The following is a 16,855-nucleotide window of genomic DNA, read 5'->3' as shown; positions in this document are numbered from 1 at the left end:
TCAGGGCCCGCACCTGCGAGTGGAAGTCCGCCCGATCCATCGCATCTGCGAATGCTCCGGCCACTGCTCGGGTACTCCTCCACCCGGGCCGCGGCGCCGTGGCCCGGGAGGAGGGAGCACCCATGACCCCGGCGAGACCCACCGTCCGACTGCACGGCCACCTCGACCGCCCCGCCGAGCTGACGGTGGCGCAGCTGCGTGCCCTCCCCGCCCGCCGGGTCGAGGTCAGCTTCGACTGCCGGACCGCGGGCGAGCAGCGCCACGGCTACGAGGGCCCGGCGCTGCTGGACGTGCTGCGCGCGGCCCGGCCCCGGATCGACTTCTCCGGCCGCAAGCAGCGGCTGCGCTTCCTGCTCTCGGTGGCCGGCGCCGACGGCCACCGGGCGGTGGTCTCCTGGGCCGAGATCGACCCGGACTTCGGTGGCCAGCAGATCCTGCTCGCCACCAGCATGGACGGCGCCCCGCTGGACGCCGCCGGTCCGCAGCTCGTCGTCCCCGGCGACCACTGCGGCGCCCGCTACGTCAGCGCCGTCACGGCCGTCTGGCTCGGCCCCCTCGGCGACCCGGCGCGCCCCACCGCCTGACGCCCGGGCGCCCGCCGCGCGCGCGTGCGGCCCCGGCCCCGAGGCCGCACGCCGGAAGGGGCCGGACGGCGGGTCGAAAACACTCGCCGGAGCCGGGTTTCCGTGCCAACATGCCCCATATGGGGACGATTCTGCACGGCACCTTGGTCACGCTCCGCCCGGCCACCGGCGACGACATCCCGGCGCTGGCGGCCATCCGCGGCACGCCCGAGGTGTTCGAACGCTGGCGTGGCGGTGACGACCTGGCCGACGAGGTCGCCAACGACCTGGAGTCGCCCGGCACCGAGACCTTCGCGATCGACCTCGGCGGCAAGGTGGTCGGCGCCATCCAGTGGTACGCCAACAACGACGACGAGTACCGGCACGCCGGGATGGACCTCTACCTCGACCCGACGGTGCACGGCCTGGGCCTGGGCACCGACGCCGTGCGCACGATGGCCCGGTACCTGGTGCACGACCACCACTACCACCGGCTGGTGATCGACCCGGCCGCGGACAACCTCGCCGCGATCCGCTGCTACACCAAGGTCGGCTTCCGCACCGTCGGCACCATGCGCCAGTACGAGCGCGGGCCGGACGGCACCTGGCACGACAACCTGCTGATGGACCTGCTCGCGGACGAACTGCTCGAAGGCTGAGGCGCCCGCGCCGTCCCCGACGCAAGCCCCGCGCCGCTGCCCGGCCGGTCCGGGGTCGCCCCCGACCTCAGCCCCGTGCCGTCCCCTACGGGCAGCCGCAGGAGCGCCGGACCACCAGCTGGGCCGGGAAGGTGCGGGCGCCCTGGGCGCGGCGCTCCGGCCCGCCGAGGACCAGTTCCACCGCCGCGCGGGCCATCTCGTCCTGCGCCGTGGTGACGGTGGTCAGCGCGGGTCCGGCGATCACCGCCTCGGCGATGTCGTCGAAGCCGGCCACCGCGAGGTCCTCCGGCACCCGGATGCCGAGGTCGTCGGCGGCCCGCAGCAGGCCGATCGCCTGGTCGTCCGTCGTGCAGAACACGGCGGACGGCCGGTCGGGACGGGCGAGCAGGGCGAGCGCCTCGGCGTGCGCCCGGACCCGGTCGAACGGCGCCGGGGTGAGCCGTCCCTCGGTGGGCAGCCCGGCCTCCTCCAGCGCGGCGAGCCAGCCGGCCGTCCGCCCGGTGACCGGGTCGTGCGGGCTGAGCGCGAGGGTGCCGCCGAAGCAGTGCACCTCGGCGTGCCCGTGCCCGAGCAGGTGGCGGACCACCTCGCGGGCGCCGCCCTGGTCGTCCGCGACCACGGCGACGCCGCCGGTGCTCTCCGCCCGGTGGTGCAGCAGCACCACCGGGGTGCCGTCGGCCACGTCGAAGCCGGTCAGCCCGGGGGTGGCCGGGTCCTGGGTGACCAGGACCAGACCGTCCACCTGCATCCCGAGGAAGGCGCGGATGTAGTGCGCCTCGCGCTCGTCGGCGTAGTCGGAGTTGCCGATCAGCAGCAGCCGGCCGTGCTCGGCGGCGGCCTGCTCGACGGCGTGCGCGAGCCCGGCGAAGAAGGGCTGGCGGGCGTCCGGGACGACCATCCCGAGCAGGTCGGTCCGCCGCCGGGCCATCGCCTGGGCGACCCGGTTCGGCCGGTAGCCGAGCTCCTCGACCGCCGCGAGCACCCGCGCCCGGGTCGCCGCCGCCACCGGCCGCGGCCCGTCGTTGATCACATAACTCACGACCGCCGTGGACGTCCCCGCCACCCGCGCCACATCGTCCCGTGTCACCCTCGCCATGACCGTTGAGCCTACACAGCCCCTCCGACCAGCGTCTTTGCCGAGTCTCGGGCCCGCCCGATCGGCCCTCTGCGGTTGCGCCGCGGCCGCGGCCGCCCGGAGGGTGGCGGGACAGGCGGCACCCGCAGCCGCCACCGCCGACCGTGGAGCAGGCCGATGAACAGGCCGATGGGCGCGCCGCCGCACCGGCGGGCCGTCCGGCGCACGCGCCCGGCGGCCCGGCCGCGGGTCCGCGTCCACGCCCGGGCGCGCGGCGCGGGCACCGCTCCCCGGCCGAAGGTCAGGCCCTGGCGCGCGTACGCCGTGGTGGCGGCGATCGTGCTGTCCGTCGTCGCCGGGCTGCTGCTCTACCTCGACGAACGCTCCAGCCGCGGCCGCGTCCAGGTGGTCGGGACGGTGCCCGGCCCGGACTTCCTGGAGGTCGACGTGACGCTCCAGCGGGTGGACGCGGCCGCGCAGACGCTCACCGCGAAGGTCCTGGTCCACCCGCACGGCGCCCTGGAGCAGCCGGACAGCCTGCTGGTCCCGGCCCGGGACGTGGTGCTGGAGACCACCTCGCTGGAGCAGACCGTGCTCAGGTACCCGGCCGGGCAGCAGGTCGCCTCCAACGCGGTGGCGTTCAGCCTCCTCGACGGCCGGGTCACCGACTACCCCTTCGACCACTACCACGCGCTGATCGGCTTCCAGGCCACCGCCGGCGGGCAGCCCGTCCCGGTGGTGATCGGCGTGGAGGAGGCCGACCCCTTCTTCGTCTTCAAGCAGGCCGAGCAGCAGAGCGAGGGCGGCGCCGTCGTGGTGACCGAGCGGATCAGCCGCTCGCGCAGCACCTTCATCCTGGCCTGGTTCATGATGGCCGCGATGTGGGCGCTGGCGCTGTCCGTGCTGGTGGCGGCCTGGCTGATCGTCCGCCAGCGGCGCGGCATCGTCTGGCCCGCCCTCGGCTGGATGGCGGCCACGCTGTTCGCCCTGGTCGGCATGCGCAACGCCGCGCCCGGCAGCCCGCCGATCGGTTCGCTGCTGGACTACGCGGCGTTCTTCTGGGCGGAGCTGCTGGTCGCGGTCGGCCTGACCATGGTCGTGGTGCGGGGCGCCCGGATCGAGGGCGGGCACAAGGAGTAGCCCGGGCGCACGTGTCCGGCGGCCCGGCCACCCGGCTCAGGGGTTCGGAGGCTCCGAGGCTCAGGGGTTCAGGCGTCGGGCACGACCACCGTCAGTGACGTCTCCTGGAGCTGGAAGCCCAGCGACTCGTAGACCCGGCGGGCCGGGTTGCCCTCGGACACCACCAGCGTCACGTCGGCGAGCCCGCGCTCGGCGGCGTCCCCGACGGCGCGGCGCAGCAGGTCGGCGCCGAGGCCGCGGTAGCCGCGCTCCGGGTGGCGGAAGACGTCGCCGATCCAGGGCAGGCCGTCGCGGTCGGTGAGGATCAGCCCGGCGACCACGCGGTCCTCGGCGTCCACGGCGAGCAGGCTGGACGGCAGCACCGGGCCGATGACCTCGCCCTCCAGCAGCGGGGTGATCCGCTCGGCCACCACCCGGGCGTCCTCACCCGGGTAGAAGTCGACGTGGTCGGGGGCGAAGGCGGCCCGCCAGGCCTCGTACAGCTCCTCGGGCGCGCGGTCGCAGGGCACCGCGCGCAGGCCCTCGCGCAGCGGCGTACCGGCCCAGTCGGCGGGCGGGGGGTCGGCGCGCAGGTCGCGGCGGAAGGTGTGGGCGTGCCGCAGCACCCGCGCGCCGTGCGCCACCAGCTCCTGCCCGAGCCCGGGCGGGCCGGAGACCACCCAGCCGGGCAGCTCGGCCCGGACGAACGCGGCGGCGTCCACCGACTCGTCCAGGACCTCCAGCAGGTCGGCCCAGGGCCGCCCCTCCCGCTCGTCCAGCAGGTAGCGCAGCACCGGCTCGCCGTCGGTACCCCGCCTGACCACCCAGTCCTCGGCCATGGCCCACCCCACAATCGCGTGATCGTTCGTCGGCGGCCATGTTCACCGAGGCCCCGCCGTCCGGCAACCGGTTATTTCCGGCCACCACCGCGTCGGGCCGGCACCGCATCAGGCAGCCACCGGGTCAGGCCACCACCGCGGCCCGGACGCAGAGCACGTCCGGCAGGTGGGAGACCAGCAGGGACCAGCTCTCGCCCTCGTCCCGGCTGCCGTACACGTCGCCGGTCCGGTTGCCGAAGTAGATCCCGGCCGGGTCGGCGTCGTCGGTGCGCAGGGCGTCGCGCAGCACGATGCCGTAGTGGTCCTCGCCGGGCAGGCCGTGGGCGAGCTGCTGCCAGCTGGTGCCGGCGTCGGTGGTGCGGAAGACCCGGCAGCGGCGGCCGGGCGGGATGCGGTCGTCCGAGCCGCCGAGCGGGAAGACGTAGGCGGTGTCGGCCCGGCGGGGGTGGGCGGCCACGGCGAAGCCGAACTCGGCAGGCAGGCCGTCCACGATCGAGCGCCAGCTCGCGCCCCAGTCGTCGCTGCGGTAGACGCCGCCGTGGTTCTGGAGGTAGAGCCGGTCCGGGTGGACCGGGTCCGGGGCGATCTTGTGCACGCACTGGCCGAACTCCGGGTACTGGCTCTCCTCCGGGAGGAACTCGGCGCGCAGGCCGGTGTTGGAGGGCTGCCAGCTGTCGCCGCCGTCCTTGCTGCGGTAGACGCCGCCGCTGGAGACGGCGACCAGCAGCCGCTGCGGGTCGCGCGGGTCGGTCAGGATCGTGTGCAGGCCCTGGCCGCCGTAGCCGGCGCCCCACTGCGGCCGCTGCGGGTGGTTCCAGAGCGCCTCGACCAGCGCGAAGGTCTCGCCGCCGTCGGTGGAGCGGAACAGCGCGGCGGGCTCGGTGCCCGCGTAGACGACGCCGGGGGCCTCCGCCCCGGCGGGCTGGAGCTGCCAGACCCGGGTGAGCGAGGCGCCGGTGGACTCCGGGAAGCGGATGGCCGGCCGCGGGGGCTCGTACCAGCTGGCGCCGAGGTCGTCGGAGCGCCAGATCGACGGCCCCCAGTGGCTGCTGTCGGCGCCGGCCAGCACTCTGGTCCGGCCGTCGCGGCGGTCGACGGAGACGGAGTAGATCGCGTTCATCGGGAAGTGCGGCCCGCTGAACTCCCACGTCAGCCGGTCGCGGCTGCGGCCGAGAAAGAGGCCCTTCTCGGTTCCGACGGCCAACAGCACCTCGGTCATGTCTCACACCACCTGGTCACGAGCAACGGCCCCCCGGGACGGCCCCCGAGTGCCAGTGTCCCGCCGTCCACCGGTGGTCACATCTCGCCGCGCCGACCGCCCGGGGGGCCGTCCGTGCCGGGGGTGCCGCTACCCCCGGCAGTCCTCCAGCAGCCGCAGCCAGACCTCGCTGATCGTCGGGTACGAGGGCACCGCGTGCCAGAGCCGGTCGATCGGCACCTCGCCGACCACCGCGACGGTCGCCGAGTGCAGCAGTTCGGCGACCCCGGGGCCGACCAGGCAGGCGCCGACGATCACCTGCCGGTCCAGGTCGAAGACCACCCGGGCCCGGCCGCGGTAGTCGTCGGCGTACAGCGAGGCCCCGGCGACGGAGCCGATCTCGTGGTCGACGGTCCGCACCCGCAGTCCGGCGGCCTCGGCGGCGGCCCGGGTCAGGCCGACGGCGGCGACCTCGGGCTGGGTGAACACCACCTGGGGCGCGCCCGCGAGGTCGGCGGACGCGGAGTGCGCGCCCCAGCGCGAGGTGTCCAGCGGGCGCCCCTCGGCGCGGGCGGCGATCGCCGCGCCGGTGATCCGGGCCTGGTACTTGCCCTGGTGGGTGAGCAGCGCCCGGTGGTTGACGTCCCCGACGGCGTAGAGCCACGCGCCGTCCACGCCCTCCGCGCCGTCCACGCCGAGCACCGTGCAGCTGTCGTCCACCTCCAGCCAGCCGCCCGGCTTCAGGCCGACCTGCTCCAGCCCGATGTCGGCGGTGCGCGGGGCCCGGCCGGTCGCGTACAGCACCTCGTCGACGGTCAGCGTCCCGGTCCCGCCCTGGCCGTCCCCGTGCTGGCCGTCCCCGCCCTTTCCGTCCCCGTTCCGGCCGTCCCGGGCGGCGAGGGTGAGGGTCACCGGCCCGGAGCCGTCCGCCCGCTCCAGCGCGGTGACCTCGGTGCCGAAGCGGAGGTCCACCCCGGCCGCCCGCAGGCCCTCCGCGACCAGCTCGCCCGCGAACGGCTCCATCCGCGGCAGCAGCCCGTCACCGCGGACCAGCAGCACCACCTCGGAGCCGAGCGCCCGCCAGGCGGCGGCCATCTCCACCCCGACCACCCCGCCGCCGACCACCGCCAGCCGCCCGGGGACGGTCTGCGACCCGGTCGCCTCCCGGTTGGTCCACGGGTGGGCCTCGGCGAGCCCCGGCACGTGCGCGGGCAGCACCGGGCGGCTGCCGGTGCACACCGCGACGGCGTGCCGGGCGGTGAGCACCCGCTCGCTGCCGTCCTCGGCCTCCACCGTCACCGTCCGCACCCCGGCCAGCCGGCCGTGGCCGCGCACCAGCTCGATGCCGGTGTCCCGCAGCCACTCCACCTGGCCGTCGTCCTTCCAGTCGGAGGTGAAGGAGTTCCGCCGGGCCAGCACCGCGGCCGGGTCCAGTCGCCGGTCGCCGACCGCCTCCCGGGAGCCGGCCACCGCGCGGGCGTCGGCCAGCGCGGCCACCGGCCGCAGCAGCGCCTTGCTCGGCATGCAGGCCCAGTACGAGCACTCGCCGCCGACCAGCTCGGCCTCCACGATCACGGTGCGCAGCCCGGCGGCGACCGTCCGGTCGGCCACGTTCTCGCCGGTCGGACCGGCCCCCAGGACGATGACGTCGTACTCCTCGGCGGTGCTGGTCATGCCCTGTCCTCCGTCGTCTCGATGGCCGCCCCGGCCCGCCGGGCGGGGGCGGCGGGCGTGCGCCCACGGGTGTCGAGCGGCCGGTCGCGCCCGACCCCGGGCCCGCCGCTGCCGCCTGCGGTTCCGTACCCGAGCGTGACCCGGACCGCCCTCCGCGGCCACTTCTCGCGCCGGTCGCGCGAGCGCGGGACGCGTGGGGCGAGAAGGGAGCGCAGGGTGAGCCGGGCGCGGGAGTCGAGCCGGGCACGCCGCGGGCCGGCCGGCCCCGGACCGCCGTCCGGCCGGAACTCCGGCACGGCGTCCGGCGGTTCGGTCCGGCTGGGCTGCTCGCGCACGGGTGCTCGCTCCTCGCTCGGGTACGGCGTGGGCCCCATCCTGCCGGTCCGGGCGCGGTTGCGCGACGGACGGACACGCCGAGGGCGCCGTGGGGCGCACCACCGGGCACGGACGGGACAGGGTGAGGAGACGGACCGGCGGGTTCAGAGCGCGGCGAGCTCCGCCAGCAACGCCGCCGTGTCGGCCGGGCGGGAGAACATCGGCCAGTGCCCGGTGGGCAGTTCGCGCAGCTCCCAGTTCGGACCGGACATCCCGGCGAAGTACGGGTGCCCGGCGGCGATCAGCTCGCGCACCTGGGAGAGCGGGAAGGAGCAGGAGACCAGCGCCTGCGGCAGTGCCGCCCCGGCGCCGGTCAGCCGCAGCCGGTCCCGGAACGCCCCGGCCGGGTGCGGGGTGGAGCGGGAGCGGATGGACGCGAGGGCGGCCTCGTCCAGCCCCGCCGTGCTCGTGCCCTGCTCGCCCAGGTACTCCCAGGACGGCAGCGGGAGGCGGCCGTCGACCACCGAGGCCTCGGCCGTCTTCTGGTAGTCGGGCTGCCAGAGGTCGTACACCGACGAGCCGTCGATCAGCGGGCCGCTGTCCAGGTAGACCACCCGGCGGATCCGCTCCGGCATCCGGTCCGCGAGCCCGCCCACCGGGGCACAGGCGCCGCTGTGGGCGACCACGACGACATCCGACAGGTCCTCCCGGACCAGTAGTCCGGCGAGGTCGGCGATGTGGTCCTCCAGGCCGAACTCGCCCTCCTCGCCCGCGCGTTCGCCCACTCCGGGCAGGCTGACGGCGTACACCCGGTGCCCGGCCGCGCGCAGCGGCGCGGCCACCTCGTCCCAGGCCCAGGCGCCGATCCAGAATCCGGGGACCAGTACGAACGTGCTCATGGCGGATCGCTCCTTCGTCGGTGGGAAGTCCGGGGAGGCCGCTACGAGCCGTGGACGTCTCGACGGGCGGCCCGCGAGGGGCTCCGTCGAGGCGGGGCCTCCTCCACCGCCGACTCTAGGATCGGATCCGGACAGAAGTCGCCCGGATTTCCGCCGAGGAAAGGAGTGCGCGCGATGGAACACCCGGTCAGCCGCGTCCTCGCCCTGCTGGAACTGCTCCAGGACCGCCCCGGCCTGACCGGCGCCGACCTGGCCGCCCGGCTCGACGTGGACGAGCGCACCGTCCGCCGCTACGTCGCCCGGCTGACCGAACTCGGCATCCCCGTCGAGGCCGACCGCGGCCGCTACGGGGGCTACCGCCTGCGGCCCGGCTACCGGCTGCCGCCGCTGATGCTCACCCCGGACGAGGCCGCCTCCGTCGTGCTCGGCCTGCTGGCCGGCCGCAGCTCCGGCCTGTCGGTGGGGGAGGAGGCCACCGGGACGGCCCTCGCCAAGATCCAGCGGGTGCTGCCGCAGCCGCTGCGCGAGCGCGTGGCGGCCGTCGAACAGACCCTCGGACTGACCGCCACACCCGCCACCGGCCCCGGCCCGGCCGCCGCCGCGCTGTTCACCCTGGCCGAGGCGGCCCGCCGCCGTCGCCGGGTGCGGCTCGCCTACCGGGACCGGGAGGACCGGCCCAGCGAACGCGACTTCGACCCGTACGGGCTGGTCTTCCACTCCGGGCGCTGGTACACCACCGGGCTCGACCACCGCAGCGGCGAGCCGCGCACCTTCCGGCTGGACCGGATCACCCGGGTCGAACAGGGCGAGGCCGGCTTCGAGCCGCCGGAGGACTACGACCCGGTCCAGCGGGTCGTGGAGTCGCTGGCCGGCGCGCCCTGGCGGCACCGGGTGGAGGTCGAGCTGCGGACCACCCTCGCCGAGGCCCGCCGCCGACTGCCGCCCGCCGTCGGCACGCTCACCGAACTCGCCGAGGGCCGGGTGCTGCTGCGGGCCCGGGCGCAGAACCTGGACGGCGTCGCGGTGCTGCTGGCCGGCCTCGGGTGGCCGTTCACCGTCCGGGAACCCGCCGCACTGCGCGCCGAGGTGCGGGCGCTCGCGGACCGGCTCGCCGCCTGGGGTGCCGAGCCGTCGTGACGGCGGGTGCGGCGGCGGACGGCTCTGGGGAGCGGGCATGCCGAGGGCCCGGGGAGCTTCAGCTCCCCGGGCCTTGGGGCCTGTCTTCGGACGTCCGGATCAGGCCTGGCCGCCGGCCGCCCGCTCCTCGGCGACCTTGCGCTTCACCTCGGTCATGTCCAGCTCGCGGGCCTGGCCGATCAGGTCCTCGAACACCGCCTCCGGCAGCGCACCGGGCTGCGAGAAGACCAGCACGCCCTCACGGATGATCGCCAGCGTCGGGATCGACTGGATGTCGAACGCGGCCGCCAGCTCCTGCTGCGCCTCGGTGTCCACCTTGGCGAAGACCAGGTCCGAGTGGCGCTCGGCGGCCTTCTCGTACACCGGGGCGAACTGGCGGCACGGCCCGCACCACCCGGCCCAGAAGTCGATGAAGACGAAGTCCTTGCCCTCCGGGCCCGGGACGATCTCGTCGAAGTTCTCCTTGGTCAGCTCGACCGTGTTGCTCATCTCGTGATTCCTTCCCTTCCGGACGTGGCGGTTCAGGCCATGTGCCCGCCACAACCGTCCCGGTCGGCGGGGTATTCCGGCCGCGTTCCGGCGGTTGCCGGAGCCAGGGAGTGAGCAGCCGGCGGCCGCCGCCCGTACGGAAGGGTGTCCGGTCCGTTCCGACCCCTTCCCCCCGAGGGAGGCACCCCATGCGCAGCACACTCCGCACCCGGCGGACGCTCGCGCTGACCGCGTCCGGCATCGCGGCGGCCGCCCTGATCGCCGGCTGCGGATCGTCCGGCGGCTCCTCCGGTCCGTCGAGCAGCCCGAGCAGTCCGGGCACCCCGGCGGCCGTCACCCTGCAGACCGCCCAGGACCCGAAGCTGGGCACGATCGTCACCGACAGTGCGGGCTTCACGCTCTACCGCTTCGACCAGGACCGGAACAGCCCACCGGAGTCCTACTGCAACGGCAGCTGCGCCGTCATCTGGCCGCCCGAGCACGCCGACGGCAACGGCAACGTCACGGTGAAGGGCATCGACAGCAAGCTGGTCGGCACCGTCACCCGCGACGACGGCACCAAGCAGGTCACCCTGAACGGCTGGCCGGCCTACCGCTACTCGCCGGACACCAAGCCCGGCGACACCAAGGGCCAGGGCGTGGCCGGCACCTGGTTCGCGCTGACCCCGACCGGCGGCAGGGCGGGCGCCGCGAACTCCGGCCCGATGAACCCGACGCCCGGCACCCCGGCACCCGGCAACCCGACGCCCAGCACCCCGGGCTACTGACCGGCTCCGATGACCGGTTCCGACCGCCCTCGCCCAGGAGGCCCGGGTGCGCAACGATGAAGTGGTGACCGAGGAGCACCCCGTCGGCCGCACCGGCGGCCACGACACGGGGGCGCCGGACGAGGACCTGATGCGCGCCCTGTACCGGGAGCATGCCGGTCCGCTGTTCGGGTTCGTGCTCCACCTGGTCGCCGGGGACCGGCAGCGGGCCGAGGACGTCGTGCAGGAGACCCTGCTCCGCGCCTGGCGCAACATCCACCGGCTCGACCCGGAGGCCGGCTCGCTGCGGCCCTGGCTGGTCACCGTCGCGCGGCGGATCGTGATCGACGGCCACCGCGGCGCCATGGCCCGGCCGCGCGAGGTGGACGCCTCGGCACTGGAGCAGCTGCCCGCCGAGGACGAGATCGACCGGGCGCTGCGGATGATGACCGTCGCGGACGCGCTCGGCGACCTCTCGCCCGTGCACCGGGAGATCATCGTCGAGACCTACCTGAAGGGCCGTACGGCCAACGAGGCGGCCGCCGAACTCGGCATCCCGGCCGGGACGGTGCGCTCGCGGGTGTTCTACGCGCTGCGCTCGCTCAGGCTCGCGCTGGAGGAACGGGGAGTGACATCGTGACCAGGCACCCCGACCGCGACCCCACCCCTGACCCCGACCGGGCGCCCGGCGGCCCGGTGCACGTCGACGCGGGCGCGTACGTCCTCGGCCTGCTGGAACCCGCCGAGCGCGCCGCCTTCGAGCAACACCTCGCCGACTGCCCGCAGTGCGCCGAGCAGGTGACCCAACTCGGCTCGGTGGAGCCGTTGTTGGCCGAGTACGCGGCCACCGCGCGGGCGGCCGGAACGGACCCGGCCGGTCCCGCCCCGCAGCCGGACCCCCGACTGCTGGACCGGCTGGTCGCCGAGGTCGGCGCCACCCGGCGGCGGGGCCGGGTGCGGCGGCTGGTGCTGGCCCTGGCCGCCACCGCGATGGTGGCGGCCGGCCCCGCCGTCACCGCCGCGGTGCTCACCGCCGACAACACCCCCGCCGTGGTCGCGGTGGCCGAGCAGTTCAGCGCCACCGACCCGGGCACCGGCGCGCACGCGACCGTCGGCCTGGACGGCACCACCTGGGGCACCCAGGTCAGCCTGCAACTCTCCGGCGTACAGGGCCCGTTGACCTGCCGACTGGTCGCCGTCTCGCACACCGGCGAGCAGCAGACGGTCACCACCTGGTCCGTCCCGGCCGGCGGTTACGGGAACGGCGGCGGGGGCGGCGACGGCACCGTGCGCACCACCGGCGGCGCGGCCTTCCGACTGGCGGACATCGACCACTTCGAGGTCCGCGTCCAGGACGGCGGCGCGCTACTGGTCGCGATCCCCGTACACCACCCCTGACCCCCAGTGGATCGTGTACGACTCCAACCGCTCCACCCGGGCCGCGCCCCGGACACCCGGCCAGTACGGGCTCGGCTTGTGCTCCCGACCCCGGATCCGGCTCCAGCCGGTCCGCAGCGCCGGCTCGAAGCTGTGCCACCGCCCGCAACCGCAGGGCGTCAGCACCCGCGCGCAGCAGCGGCACAGCTCGGCCCGGCCGTGGCCGTGACCGTCGCCGCGGTCGTCGCCGGGGCCGGTCGGGAGCGGCACCGGCGGGCCCTGCTCCCCGCAGGCCGGGCACCCGGGCAGCACGGCACCGTCCAGCAGCGCGTTCTGCCGCCGGACATAGTCGGGCAGCCGCAACGGCGGGAGCAGGAACGGGTCGTGCTCCCAGGCCGCGTTCGGCGACCCCCACCAGCGCACGTGCCACCAGGCCGTCTCCGGAGGCAGCCGCCGCCCGGCCCGCTTCTGCGCCCGGCGCCGCTCCGCGTACTCCTCGGCCCTGGCCCGCCACAGCTCGCGCGCCTCGTGCAACTCGTCCACCGCGCGGACCAGGGCGTCCGGGTCGGCCTCCAGGAAGCGCGGAATCCGGGCGCTGACGGTGAGGTGGTGGTACGTCGCCCGCAGGCCGTACGGGGCGAAGCGGGTCAGGCAGGTGCGCAGCGCGCTGTGCCGCCGGTACGGCGGGAGCGAGGCGTCGTGCACCCGGGCCCGGTGGGTGTGGAAGCTGGTCATGACGGCGGCTTCAGGTCCGGGTCCAGGTCCAGGTCCAGGTCCAGGGCTCGGGCGAGCGCGGCGGTGACGGCGGCGGCGTGCCCGGGCAGCTGCCGCTCGGCCCAGCCCGCCGCGAGCGCGAAGAAGTCGCGCAGGTCCCGCTCGGCTCCGGCGAGCAGCCGGCGCAGCTCGTCCACCGGCAACTCGACCACCGGGCCCTCGTCGCCCTCGGCGTCCTGGGTCAGCCGGACCACCCGGCCGACGCACTCGGCCCGGGCATCGGGGTCGTGGCCGAACCAGGCGGTGCCGGACCCGTCCGTGACGTCCAGCCACTCGCGCCAGTCCTCCAGCCCGTTGCAGCAGCCCGGCCTGAAGACGGCGCCGGTGGCGGAGTCGGCCACCACCAGCCCGCCGGGGGCGTACGGGTGCGGCTCGGTCGACAGCGCGTGCAGGAACGCGTCCAACGGGTCCGCCGGCCGGGGACCGCGCCCCTCGGCCTGCCCGGGGTCGGGCTCGACGTCGTTGCAGTCCGCCAGCCGCCACACCGCCGTGCCCACCTCGTCCGACGTCAACCGCCCGTCCAGCGCGAGATCCCCGTACGGCCCGAGCTCGGCCGTCGGCCAGAGCGTGAAGCCGTCGGAGGCGAAGATCTCCAGGACCGGCCGCATCGACATCATCCGCCGATCATCCCGAACACACCCCCGCCCCGACCAGCCGTTTTACGCCCCACCCCCGCCCTGGACCCAGCCGGCCTCCGCCACCACCTGCTCGGCCTCGGCCGCCCACCTCGCGGCTGCCGTCCAGCCGGCTCACCCTCCGACCGGCCTCCGCCATCGCCTGGGCGGTCTGCGCCGTGATGCGGGTGAGTGTGGGCTGGCTGTGTCGGGCGGAGCGCCGCCCTCAATCGACCTCCGCTGCCCGGCGGCCGTCGTCCAGTCGGCCTTCACCATGGCTCGGGTGGCCCTGCCATCCAGCCGATGCCCGCCGCCGTCGCTCGGCCGGCCTGTGCCGCGATGTGGGCCAGTGCGGGCCGGCTGTGTCAGGCAGAACTCCTCCCGACCGGTCTCCACCGCCCGACCAGTCCTTGGTGTTGGGCGGTTGTGCTCGACCGGCTCGCTATCCGACCGGCCCCCGCAAGGTACTTGAGTGGTCCTGCCGCCCAGCCGGAGCCCTCCGCCGTCGCCCCGGTGGTCGGTGCCGCGACGGGGACGAGTTCGGGCCGCAGCGGCGGGCGGCCATGGGTTGGTGAATGAGTGGGCCAGGTGGACTGGTTGGTTGATGGTGGTGGCGGTGAGGTGCCCCTCCAGGCGGTCTGCGCCGCGCTGCGGGCCAGTGAGGGCCTGCGGATTCGGGTAGAGCGCCATCCAACCAGCCTTTGCCGTCGGGTGGTTGTGTTCGACCTGATCGCCATCCGACCGGCGTCCGCGAGGCGCTCGGGTGGCCCTGCCATCCAGCCGATGCCCGCCTCCACCGCCCGACCAGCCTTTGCTGTTGGGCGGTTGTGCTCGAACGGCTCGCCATCCGACTGGCCTCCGGGAGGCGTTCGGGTGGCTCTGCTGCCCAGCCGGAGCCCTCCGCCGTCGCCCCGGTGGTCGGTGCCGCACTGCGGGCCGGTACGAGCCCACATCGTCGGGCGGAGTGCCGCTCAATCAGCACGCCACCTGATCGGCTTTTGCCATCCGACCGGCCATGGCCATGGCTCGGGGGCTCAACCAGCCAGCCAGCCCGCCGACGCCTCCCGCCGTCGTCCGGACGGCGTGTGTCGGGATGTGGGGCCAGTTGCGGGCCTTCGGTTTTGGGCAGAGCTTCTCCCGACTGGCCTCTGCCGTCGGGTGGTGGCCGCTGGACCGGGCCGCCGTCCGGCTGGCCTTCGCGAGGCGCTCGGGTGGCCACTCCGCCATCGCCTGGGCGGTCTGCGCCGCGATGTGGGTGAGTGTGGGCCCGAAGTGTCAGGCGGGCTGGTTGATGACGGTGGTGGCGAGCGGGGGTGTGCCGGGGGGATCGGGGGTTGATGACGGTGGGGCGCCGGTCAGGTGGCCTGGGTGGCGATGCGGGTGAGGACGCGTCCGCAGTGGTGGGCGAAGGCGCGTTGGGCGAGGGGGAGGAGTGGGCCGGCGAGGCGGGCGTACCAGGCGACGGGGCGGCTGAAGGCGGTGACGGAGAAGCGGACTTCGCCGTCGGGGGTGAGTTCGACCAGGAAGGTCTCCTCGCCTTGGGCCAGGTGGCCGGTCCTGGTGCCGTAGGTGAAGCCGTACCGGTCCGGGCCGTCGACCGTGGCCAGGACCCGGTTGGGGGCGCCGGCCCGCAGGGGGCCGAGGCCGATGGCGCAGTGCACGGCGACGCCGGGGGCGGCGCGGTCGGCCGTCGCGTCGATGCGGACGCCCGCGAGCCGGTGCATCCGCCAGTCGAGCAGGGCGGCGCCGGCGGCTTCCAGGGCGGGGCGGCCGTGGCCGATGAGGGCGCTGTGCCGCAGGTGGTTGTAGCCGGCGGGGAGGTGGCCGGTGCGGCTGGCGCCCTGCTCGGGGTAGCTGTAGTCGTTCATCGGGGGGTCTCCGTCGTGTCGGTCCGGGTGGCGTCGGTCCGGTCCGCGGTGATCCGGCGCCAGGCGAGCAGCGCGCAGAGGGCGAAGCCGAGCGCGTTGCCGACGCCGTGGGTGGCGGCCATCCAGGTCAGGGTGGGGTGGGGGAGTCCGGCGGCCCGGCCGAGTGCCCACCACAGGGCGAGCAGCATGGTGAGCGCGAGGACGGCCGAGGAGGCGGCGAGCAGCCGGGTGGTGGTCCGGTCGCCGGTGCGGGGGCGCAGGTCGCGCCAGGTGACCAGGCCGACCAGCCACATTCCGGTGGTCAGGACGGCGGCTCCGGCGAACTGCCACCAGTTGCCGAGGAAGTACCCGGCCAGTACCAGCAGGGTGCCCGCCGGGACGCTGAGGGCCGCGCTGCGGGCCGGGGCGGAGCCCGGGCGGGCGGCGCGGCAGACCAGTCCGGCGACCAGGGCGGCGGTGAACCCGGCGTAGTGGAAGTGCGGGACGGTGAGCGCCAGGATGTGCGGTTCGAAGCCGAACAGCGGGTAGCCGGAGCGTTCGGCGACCAGGGCGACCCCGGCGACCGAGGGTGCGGCGAGCGCGGTGAGTACCGCGACCTCGGCGGGTGCGAGCGAGCGGGTGCGGGCCAGCCGCAGGGGGGCGTGCAGGGCGACGGCCAGGGTGCCGAGCGCGTAGAGCAGGGCGCAGCCGGTGGCGAGGCCGCCGCCGCGGGGCAGCCAGAGCGAGAGCGCGCCGGGGACGGCGGCGAGCGGCCAGAGTCGGCGGACCAGGGCGAGGCCGGGCTCGTCGACCAGGGCGAGGCCGAGTGGGATGACGGCTCCCATGCCGAGCAGGACCAGCAGGTCGACCAGTTCCGTGGTGCCCGGGCCCATCGCGGACACAGCCGTCGTGAGCGAAGCCATCGTGGACACACCCCCTTGAACGCGTTCAAATAGCTTGCGCCGCCGACTCTACGCGGCTGAGTTGAACGTGTTCAACTCAGCGCCGATGTCGCCCCCGATGCCGCCCGGACCGGCTGGCCTGGTGTTCACGGTGGGTGCGGCGCACTCTGGAGGGGTAACCGATGGAGGTGATCCGCCATGCAGACTCTGGTCGGTTGGCACATCGAGATGGAGTTCCGCGAAGAGGGGGCACGGACCAGCGCCGCCGCACTGCTGCGGCTGCGCGACGGGAGCGAACTGCGCGCCCACGGCTACAGCAGCCGCCACCCCTCCGACCCGGAACAGCTGAGGGTCGGCGAGGAGATCGCGGGGGCCCGCGCGCTCAACGAGCTCGCCTCGCAGCTGCTCACCAAGGCCCATGCCGAGATCCAGGAGGTCAGTCCGGTCCCGACCCACCCGCTGTCGTGACCTCCCGCCCGCTCTCACCGGCTGCGTCGGGACGGCGCCGGAAAGCGTCGAGTGGCCGGGCCGACCATATCCAAGCCCCGGCCCTCCACCGAGGTGTACGTTAGGGCGCGACCTACCGCCGCGGCCGGCCCGGCCTGGAAGCCGTGGGTGGGACGCGGTG

At 75.3% G+C, this 16,855-nt stretch carries 19 protein-coding genes; 8 read left to right on the top strand and 11 right to left on the bottom strand.

Annotated elements, in window-relative coordinates; translation table 11 throughout:
* Positions 1–122: 122 nt before the first annotated feature.
* Positions 123–584 carry a molybdopterin-dependent oxidoreductase gene (locus ACFRQN_RS05420; protein WP_074002275.1) on the top strand — a complete coding sequence of 154 codons (462 nt, stop codon included), beginning with the start codon at positions 123–125 and terminating at the stop codon, positions 582–584.
* A 119-nt stretch (positions 585–703) separates the two neighbouring features.
* Entirely contained in the window at positions 704–1,222 is a 519-nt protein-coding gene (locus ACFRQN_RS05415) for a GNAT family N-acetyltransferase (RefSeq protein WP_049654760.1), read from the top strand.
* A gap of 85 nt (positions 1,223–1,307) precedes the next feature.
* Here ACFRQN_RS05415 and ACFRQN_RS05410 read toward each other — a convergent pair whose 3' ends face one another.
* Entirely contained in the window at positions 1,308–2,318 is a 1,011-nt protein-coding gene (locus tag ACFRQN_RS05410; RefSeq protein WP_049654763.1) for a LacI family DNA-binding transcriptional regulator, read from the bottom strand.
* Positions 2,319–2,474: 156 nt separating this feature from the next.
* On the opposite strand from ACFRQN_RS05410, the gene ACFRQN_RS05405 reads away from it, so the two are divergent.
* The gene (locus tag ACFRQN_RS05405) at positions 2,475–3,437 is read left to right on the top strand and encodes a DUF4436 family protein (RefSeq protein WP_380738431.1); all 963 of its coding nucleotides are present in this window, start codon (positions 2,475–2,477) and stop codon (positions 3,435–3,437) included.
* 68 nt (positions 3,438–3,505) lie between these two features.
* Here the strand turns inward: ACFRQN_RS05405 and ACFRQN_RS05400 are convergent, their stop codons facing one another.
* The 5 genes from ACFRQN_RS05400 to ACFRQN_RS05380 form a co-directional block, all read right to left on the bottom strand.
* A complete protein-coding gene (locus tag ACFRQN_RS05400) occupies positions 3,506–4,255 on the bottom strand; it encodes a GNAT family N-acetyltransferase (RefSeq protein WP_049659128.1) in 750 nt (249 codons plus the stop codon).
* 124 nt (positions 4,256–4,379) lie between these two features.
* A complete protein-coding gene (locus ACFRQN_RS05395; RefSeq protein WP_074002277.1) occupies positions 4,380–5,474 on the bottom strand; it encodes a glycosyl hydrolase in 1,095 nt (364 codons plus the stop codon).
* A 129-nt stretch (positions 5,475–5,603) separates the two neighbouring features.
* Positions 5,604–7,127, bottom strand: a complete 1,524-nt coding sequence (locus ACFRQN_RS05390) for a dihydrolipoyl dehydrogenase family protein (RefSeq protein WP_380738429.1) — start codon at positions 7,125–7,127, stop codon at positions 5,604–5,606.
* A complete protein-coding gene (locus tag ACFRQN_RS05385; RefSeq protein WP_380738427.1) occupies positions 7,124–7,462 on the bottom strand; it encodes a hypothetical protein in 339 nt (112 codons plus the stop codon). The genes ACFRQN_RS05390 and ACFRQN_RS05385 overlap by 4 nt, the downstream gene beginning before the upstream one ends.
* Before the next feature lie 144 nt (positions 7,463–7,606).
* Positions 7,607–8,341 (bottom strand): alpha/beta fold hydrolase, encoded by a 735-nt coding sequence (locus ACFRQN_RS05380; RefSeq protein WP_375875211.1) that lies wholly within the window; start codon positions 8,339–8,341, stop codon positions 7,607–7,609.
* Positions 8,342–8,515: 174 nt separating this feature from the next.
* Here ACFRQN_RS05380 and ACFRQN_RS05375 point away from each other — a divergent pair, with 174 nt between their 5' ends.
* Entirely contained in the window at positions 8,516–9,478 is a 963-nt protein-coding gene (locus ACFRQN_RS05375; protein ID WP_380738425.1) for a helix-turn-helix transcriptional regulator, read from the top strand.
* Between the two features lie 99 nt (positions 9,479–9,577).
* Here ACFRQN_RS05375 and ACFRQN_RS05370 read toward each other — a convergent pair whose 3' ends face one another.
* Positions 9,578–9,967 (bottom strand): co-chaperone YbbN, encoded by a 390-nt coding sequence (locus ACFRQN_RS05370; RefSeq protein WP_049655132.1) that lies wholly within the window; start codon positions 9,965–9,967, stop codon positions 9,578–9,580.
* A 188-nt stretch (positions 9,968–10,155) separates the two neighbouring features.
* Between ACFRQN_RS05370 and ACFRQN_RS05365 the strand changes: the two genes are divergently transcribed.
* The 3 genes from ACFRQN_RS05365 to ACFRQN_RS05355 are packed head-to-tail and all read left to right on the top strand — an operon-like array spanning position 10,156 to position 12,111.
* Positions 10,156–10,734, top strand: a complete 579-nt coding sequence (locus tag ACFRQN_RS05365; protein WP_053112229.1) for a hypothetical protein — start codon at positions 10,156–10,158, stop codon at positions 10,732–10,734.
* A 46-nt stretch (positions 10,735–10,780) separates the two neighbouring features.
* Positions 10,781–11,353, top strand: coding sequence for a sigma-70 family RNA polymerase sigma factor (locus ACFRQN_RS05360; RefSeq protein WP_082345936.1), 573 nt, complete (start codon positions 10,781–10,783; stop codon positions 11,351–11,353).
* Positions 11,350–12,111, top strand: a complete 762-nt coding sequence (locus ACFRQN_RS05355; protein WP_380738422.1) for a zf-HC2 domain-containing protein — start codon at positions 11,350–11,352, stop codon at positions 12,109–12,111. The genes ACFRQN_RS05360 and ACFRQN_RS05355 overlap by 4 nt, the downstream gene beginning before the upstream one ends.
* Here ACFRQN_RS05355 and ACFRQN_RS05350 read toward each other — a convergent pair.
* The 4 genes from ACFRQN_RS05350 to ACFRQN_RS05335 all read right to left on the bottom strand — a co-directional run bounded on the left by ACFRQN_RS05350 (position 12,079) and on the right by ACFRQN_RS05335 (position 16,248).
* Positions 12,079–12,825: a hypothetical protein gene (locus ACFRQN_RS05350; RefSeq protein WP_380738420.1), complete on the bottom strand. Its 747-nt coding sequence runs from the start codon at positions 12,823–12,825 to the stop codon at positions 12,079–12,081. The genes ACFRQN_RS05355 and ACFRQN_RS05350 overlap by 33 nt on opposite strands.
* Positions 12,822–13,481, bottom strand: a complete 660-nt coding sequence (locus ACFRQN_RS05345) for a hypothetical protein (RefSeq protein ID WP_380738418.1) — start codon at positions 13,479–13,481, stop codon at positions 12,822–12,824. The genes ACFRQN_RS05350 and ACFRQN_RS05345 overlap by 4 nt, the downstream gene beginning before the upstream one ends.
* A gap of 1,352 nt (positions 13,482–14,833) precedes the next feature.
* Positions 14,834–15,346, bottom strand: a complete 513-nt coding sequence (locus ACFRQN_RS05340) for a DUF1990 family protein (RefSeq protein WP_380738416.1) — start codon at positions 15,344–15,346, stop codon at positions 14,834–14,836.
* The gene (locus ACFRQN_RS05335) at positions 15,343–16,248 is read right to left on the bottom strand and encodes a YndJ family protein (RefSeq protein ID WP_380738414.1); all 906 of its coding nucleotides are present in this window, start codon (positions 16,246–16,248) and stop codon (positions 15,343–15,345) included. The genes ACFRQN_RS05340 and ACFRQN_RS05335 overlap by 4 nt, the downstream gene beginning before the upstream one ends.
* 177 nt (positions 16,249–16,425) lie before the next feature.
* On the opposite strand from ACFRQN_RS05335, the gene ACFRQN_RS05330 reads away from it, so the two are divergent.
* Positions 16,426–16,695 (top strand): DUF1876 domain-containing protein, encoded by a 270-nt coding sequence (locus tag ACFRQN_RS05330; RefSeq protein WP_049655118.1) that lies wholly within the window; start codon positions 16,426–16,428, stop codon positions 16,693–16,695.
* Positions 16,696–16,855: the final 160 nt, after the last annotated feature.

Origin of the sequence: Kitasatospora sp. NPDC056800 (assembly GCF_042789775.1) — a bacterium.
In the GTDB taxonomy this organism is placed as follows: Bacteria; Actinomycetota; Actinomycetes; order Streptomycetales; family Streptomycetaceae; genus Kitasatospora.
The sequence above is the reverse complement of the archived record's forward strand: the minus strand, read 5'-3'. Positions and strand labels throughout refer to the sequence as shown.

What these genes read in the sequence shown, in the direction of transcription:
- ACFRQN_RS05365 (WP_053112229.1), top strand. Translation starts at nt 10,156, where the DNA reads ATGCGCAGCACACTCCGCACCCGGCGGACGCTCGCGCTGACCGCGTCC.
- ACFRQN_RS05410 (WP_049654763.1), bottom strand. Translation starts at nt 2,318, where the DNA reads ATGGCGAGGGTGACACGGGACGATGTGGCGCGGGTGGCGGGGACGTCC.
- ACFRQN_RS05380 (WP_375875211.1), bottom strand. Translation starts at nt 8,341, where the DNA reads ATGAGCACGTTCGTACTGGTCCCCGGATTCTGGATCGGCGCCTGGGCC.
- ACFRQN_RS05395 (WP_074002277.1), bottom strand. Translation starts at nt 5,474, where the DNA reads ATGACCGAGGTGCTGTTGGCCGTCGGAACCGAGAAGGGCCTCTTTCTC.
- ACFRQN_RS05345 (WP_380738418.1), bottom strand. Translation starts at nt 13,481, where the DNA reads ATGATGTCGATGCGGCCGGTCCTGGAGATCTTCGCCTCCGACGGCTTC.
- ACFRQN_RS05400 (WP_049659128.1), bottom strand. Translation starts at nt 4,255, where the DNA reads ATGGCCGAGGACTGGGTGGTCAGGCGGGGTACCGACGGCGAGCCGGTG.
- ACFRQN_RS05405 (WP_380738431.1), top strand. Translation starts at nt 2,475, where the DNA reads ATGAACAGGCCGATGGGCGCGCCGCCGCACCGGCGGGCCGTCCGGCGC.
- ACFRQN_RS05390 (WP_380738429.1), bottom strand. Translation starts at nt 7,127, where the DNA reads ATGACCAGCACCGCCGAGGAGTACGACGTCATCGTCCTGGGGGCCGGT.
- ACFRQN_RS05340 (WP_380738416.1), bottom strand. Translation starts at nt 15,346, where the DNA reads ATGAACGACTACAGCTACCCCGAGCAGGGCGCCAGCCGCACCGGCCAC.
- ACFRQN_RS05370 (WP_049655132.1), bottom strand. Translation starts at nt 9,967, where the DNA reads ATGAGCAACACGGTCGAGCTGACCAAGGAGAACTTCGACGAGATCGTC.
- ACFRQN_RS05375 (WP_380738425.1), top strand. Translation starts at nt 8,516, where the DNA reads ATGGAACACCCGGTCAGCCGCGTCCTCGCCCTGCTGGAACTGCTCCAG.
- ACFRQN_RS05335 (WP_380738414.1), bottom strand. Translation starts at nt 16,248, where the DNA reads ATGGCTTCGCTCACGACGGCTGTGTCCGCGATGGGCCCGGGCACCACG.
- ACFRQN_RS05420 (WP_074002275.1), top strand. Translation starts at nt 123, where the DNA reads ATGACCCCGGCGAGACCCACCGTCCGACTGCACGGCCACCTCGACCGC.
- ACFRQN_RS05415 (WP_049654760.1), top strand. Translation starts at nt 704, where the DNA reads ATGGGGACGATTCTGCACGGCACCTTGGTCACGCTCCGCCCGGCCACC.
- ACFRQN_RS05350 (WP_380738420.1), bottom strand. Translation starts at nt 12,825, where the DNA reads ATGACCAGCTTCCACACCCACCGGGCCCGGGTGCACGACGCCTCGCTC.
- ACFRQN_RS05330 (WP_049655118.1), top strand. Translation starts at nt 16,426, where the DNA reads ATGCAGACTCTGGTCGGTTGGCACATCGAGATGGAGTTCCGCGAAGAG.